This window comes from Nonomuraea sp. NPDC004702 (assembly GCF_053601695.1).
Genome location: NZ_JBSGCE010000171.1, coordinates 1 through 4,057, shown reverse-complemented (window position 1 = coordinate 4,057; position 4,057 = coordinate 1). Strand labels below are relative to the sequence as shown.

Below are 4,057 nucleotides of genomic sequence, written 5' to 3'. Positions count from 1 at the left end.
GTGCGCGCTCAGCCCCGCGGCCGCATGCGCCGCTACGGGTTCGCCTACCTGGCTGACACCCGGGGGATGCGGCCCGCGCCGGTCCGGGTCGGGGATCTTCGGCCGGCTGTCTCCCGACCTTACGTTTGGGTGCCGGACGGGTTGCTGGTGGCGGAGTGTGGTCGTACGTGGGCTCAGTTGGAGAGTTGGCTGCGGGTGACGCTCGCGGACGGGCGCTGAACATGCTATCGAACGGTTGTTCGTGTTATTGACCTACCTTCGGATAGGAGCGATCCTTAGACATAAGGGGAAAGTGGAATTGGCCTACGGTTCCGGCGATCACCTGGCAGAGTGACGACGCCTGCCCGGCCATCACCGCCAGGCAGAGGTCACCTCAGCGACAGCGAACCGTAGGAAACATCCATGGCAACCCGCCTGACCCCCAGGGTAGGGATACGGTGAGGCGCGTGAGAGGAGGCGGCGACATGGTTCACATCGAAGACGTCGCGGCCTACATCCTCGACAAGCGCGGCCCCATGACAACCATGAAGCTTCAGAAGCTCTGCTACTACTCCTTCGGCTACCACCTGGCCTGGGAGGGCGAGGAGCTGTTCCCCGAGCGGTTCGAGGCATGGGCGAACGGCCCGGTCTCACCCACCCTCTACAGCCGCCACAGGGGACGCTACGAACTGCGCGCCGGCGACGTCCCCGGAAACCCCGAAGCCCTGGGCCGCGGCGAGCGCGAATCCATCGACATCGTGCTGGAGAACCTCGGCGGCCTGTCGGCCCACGACCTGTCCACCATGACGCATCGTGAACTGCCCTGGATCGGCGCCCGGCAGCGAGCCGGCGTAGGCCCGCTCGAGCGCAGCACCGAACCGCTCGGTGTGGCAGAGATCTACGAGTTCTTCGACGCCCTCGTCAGCGCCGATGGGGAAGAGTAAGAAGAAAAAGGTCGCAGGCCAGCACACACCGGGAGCGGGCACGCGTGGCCCCGTCAAGCCTTTCGTGTCCTCCGCGACCGTACTGCGACTTCCCAACGCCGACATCTCCAACGAGCGGATCTGCTGGCGCTTCTGCCACGCGGACTCCGACGGCCCCTGAGGGGCGGCGACCTTCCGATGGCCGACATCATGACCAAGCTCGTCTCCTTCGAGTCCATGACCATCAACGAGCTGTTCTCCAAGGGAGACGAGCCGGGCAAGCACTACGACGTCGAGGCGCTGCCCACCAGGCAGGCGCACGACCGTCTGGAGACGCTCGGCTTCTCGGACATGACCCGCATCTCCCCCCTGCGGGTGGGCGGCCCCATACGCCTGTACGGGTTCCTGGAAGACCACTGCTTCCACATCCTGTGGTGGGACCCCACCCACGCCGTCTGGCCGAGCAAGAAGAAGCACACCTGACCGCGTGGGGAGATCCAGCAACCTGCGGACCTGGGTCCCCCCGCGCCCCTGCCCCCCGGCACTACACTGACCGGTAGAGCCGCTGGTTGTGGGCCGGTCCTCCAAGATCATTAGGGGTTGTGGCCTGTCCTGCCCGCTGATCGCCAACGCCAGCGTCACCCGGGTCGACGGCTGCGGCCGCCCCGTCTGCGGCGACGACAACGGATTCGTCTTCGACTGCTTCGCCAGCCTGGCGATGAACCGCAACGTCGAAGAGGGAACCGAGGTCAAGTACAAGGCCGCCAACGGCCGCGTCGGCGGATACAAGCGCGGCTGCCCGAGCTTCCTGGGGGTCGACGTCGAGCTCAACTTCTTCGCCGTCTCCCCGGAGCTGATCGAGATCATGACCGGCAGCCCGGTCTACCACGACTTCTCCGGAAACCCGATCGGCTACGACGACCGCTCCCTCTAGCGCGACTCCGGGTTCGCTCTGGAGCTGTGGGCCGAGGTCCTCGGCGAGGACGTCCGCCCCGAGGAGGACACCGGCGACGGCGCCTGGGTGTACTTCCTGCTGCCGTGGATCACCAACGGCCGACTCGGAGACCGCGAAGTCGGCGGCGAGCGGGCATCGCTCCCGCTGACCGGCGCCACCCGTATGGACCGGACCGTCTCCACCTACCGCGAGGCTACTCACGGGGGCTCCGCCGCAGGGCTCTCGTTCGGGGCCGCGATCACGAGCCCGGCGCCCCCGGCTCTCCACTACGTGCTGGTTCGCCGGCGGACCCGGCTGGGCGAGCCAGAATCGCGCACGGCTGGCCTGGACGATTAGATCGCGTTCAGATCTTTCCCTCGTGGCCTCACCTGTTGAGCCAGTTCGCTTTGCGCTTCCAACGCCGCGAGAGGGTTCTTCGTCCAACGTTTTCGATGGCCCAGCCCGACTTGTCACAACTCCGCGATGTACTCCGCCATGGTTCTGAGTTCTCCACGCAGGGCCTCCACTAGCATCGTCAATCGTGGTTCCCCGACCAGACGAGTGCGCCGCTCCCGCGGATACGCGTCCCGTTCCTTTATTGGTTCCGAAGTCGGGGCGCCCGTGGCGGGGTTCACGGAGCCAGTCCGCGCCGAGGTGCTGCGCGCCCCTTGGTTCGCCAGTCCTCGTCCGCTTCGGCTGCGCTCTCCCAGAGCAGCGGGTGCCTCGTCACCGCCTCCTTCCGCGGGGTCGATGACGGCGATGAGGCGTCGGTGTCCGGCGTAGGGGGCATGAGCATCGTCGGTCGCGTTCCAGAACTCATGGCCTGGCCATCGCTTGACAGATCGGCGAGCACCGGCGGGGGTGAGCCTTGGATCGGGTTGGGTTCGATGAGGAGGGCCCATTGCGCCAACTCCCCGGTGAGAGCGCAGCCGGAGTACCGCAGGAGCGCATCGTGGGCCGCTGTGACGGTCTCGGGGAAATCCCGGCGGGTGATTGGTCTGAGGCAGGCCGCCGATTCGCCGTGGCGCCTCTTCGGAGTCAGGGCCATCGCACCAAGTCTGACATCGGAATGGATCAGGAACGATGGGCGTGGCTGATGTTGATCATTCTCGGCGGCTCCGCGACCGCGTAGTCGGGGTGCGCGGAAACCGGTGGCGGGCGGCTGGTCATCCGCCCGCGTCCTACCACGACATCGCCTGATGCCGCGCCGCGCCTCCGACACCGCCTCGCTGCAGGTCGCCGTCATCGTAGTCGCCAGCGCGCATTCGCGGCCTCAGTACCTGACAAGTGTCCTCGGCTGGACCTGCTTCCGATGGACCGTCACCGGTCAAGAAGGAAGGTTGAGCGGGTTGGTCACGACCAGGTCGAAGTCCCCCCAGTAGCCGTCGATCCAGGCGATCACCGGCCGTCCGCGGGCGTCCAGTGCCATGGCCAGTCCCGGGCCGGGAGCGCGTGTGCTCTTGGCCACGGGTGTATGCGTGCAACGGGTGCCCCAGCAGGAGGCGACGACGATCTGGCCGGAGCCAAGGTCTTGATAAGCCACCAGGGCGCGGCCGGCCTCGTCTACCGCCAACGCCGGGGGCATGTGGTCCTTCCCAGGAGCGGACAGGATAACGGTGTCGGCCTGGGAACACGAGAGGTTGCGGCAGTCGAGCAGCCTGACCGATCCGTCGCCCGAGTCCCGGTAGGCGATCAACGGGCGGCCGTCCCTCCTCACAGCCAGGGTCGCGCCGGTGGTGGGGTCACCGTCGAGAATCGACCTCCCCGTCCAGCCGCCCTGAACCGGATGTTCGACGCGTACCGGGTCGCAAGAGTTCTCACAGGTGATGACTGCCAGGGAGCCGGTCCTCTCTTCGAACCGCACGACCACGGGGGTGCCGAGAGGACCCTCGGCGACAGCCAGGCCCTGGTCGTGGGACACCAACGGGATGGAGGAGAGGTCGACCAGGTCTTTCGTCTGGGATTTGGCGCAGGTCAAATCCTCGCAGGCGCGGACGGAGATGGTCTCGCCCTCCTTGCCGTTCGTACGCGCCTGAGCGATCAATAAACCCTGGGAGCCTCTCGGCGCGAGGGCCACCATTGTCTCCCGGTCCTTTGTCTCACCCAGGGACCTGCCGCCGGCCGGGCCTTGACGTTGAGGCTCTCGCTCGCGCCCGAGCGCAGCAGGAGCAGGGCCGCGAGGTTCACCACGAGGCCGATGGCGCCGACGACGAGCATCGGG

At 67.1% G+C, this 4,057-nt stretch carries 4 protein-coding genes and 1 pseudogene; 3 read left to right on the top strand and 2 right to left on the bottom strand.

The window, feature by feature from the left end:
- Nucleotides 1–464: 464 nt before the first annotated feature.
- From ACWEJ6_RS54385 to ACWEJ6_RS54375, 3 genes are all read left to right on the top strand, one after another.
- Nucleotides 465–923, top strand: coding sequence for a Panacea domain-containing protein (locus ACWEJ6_RS54385; RefSeq protein ID WP_452433609.1), 459 nt, complete (start codon nt 465–467; stop codon nt 921–923).
- Between the two features lie 177 nt (nt 924–1,100).
- Nucleotides 1,101–1,385 carry a hypothetical protein gene (locus ACWEJ6_RS54380; RefSeq protein ID WP_452433607.1) on the top strand — a complete coding sequence of 95 codons (285 nt, stop codon included), beginning with the start codon at nt 1,101–1,103 and terminating at the stop codon, nt 1,383–1,385.
- An 88-nt stretch (nt 1,386–1,473) separates the two neighbouring features.
- Nucleotides 1,474–1,836, top strand: a complete 363-nt coding sequence (locus tag ACWEJ6_RS54375; protein ID WP_452433606.1) for a hypothetical protein — start codon at nt 1,474–1,476, stop codon at nt 1,834–1,836.
- A gap of 1,327 nt (nt 1,837–3,163) precedes the next feature.
- Here ACWEJ6_RS54375 and ACWEJ6_RS54370 read toward each other — a convergent pair.
- Together ACWEJ6_RS54370 and ACWEJ6_RS54365 are read right to left on the bottom strand one after the other, a co-directional pair.
- Nucleotides 3,164–3,916, bottom strand: coding sequence for a hypothetical protein (locus ACWEJ6_RS54370; protein ID WP_452433605.1), 753 nt, complete (start codon nt 3,914–3,916; stop codon nt 3,164–3,166).
- Nucleotides 3,877–4,057 (bottom strand): annotated as a pseudogene (locus ACWEJ6_RS54365) (hypothetical protein); the annotation flags it as partial. The gene ACWEJ6_RS54370 and the pseudogene ACWEJ6_RS54365, both read right to left, overlap by 40 nt.